Source organism: Bowmanella dokdonensis (assembly GCF_017254865.1).
GTDB classification, from domain to species: domain Bacteria; phylum Pseudomonadota; class Gammaproteobacteria; order Enterobacterales; family Alteromonadaceae; genus Bowmanella; species Bowmanella dokdonensis.
Map to the genome: position 1 here is coordinate 1 of NZ_JAFKCV010000437.1, position 279 is coordinate 279.

A 279-nucleotide genomic window follows, 5' to 3' on the forward strand; every position below is an offset into this window, starting at 1 on the left:
ATCATCCTGATTTTTGCTTATCAGGAAGGAATAGCGCGGGTCGGTTTTCTCCGACAAATCGTTGTAAGCCCCTTCTACCGACGCAATAGCGCGGGTGCCGCTGTAATCAAAAGGACGGGCCGTTTGAATTGCCACTACACCAGCCACGCCACCTTCTTCATCAGCCGCAGTGGGCGACTTCTTCACGGTTATTGACTGAATAAGCTCAGAGGCAAAAATATCAAAGTTAACATCACGGCCGCCATTACCCGATGAGGTAGATACGTTGTTAATGGTGGT

1 pseudogene is annotated in these 279 nt (G+C 49.5%); it reads right to left on the bottom strand.

What is annotated here, in order from left to right:
• A pseudogene (locus J0A66_RS23210) lies at positions 1 to 279 on the bottom strand (TonB-dependent receptor); the annotation flags it as partial.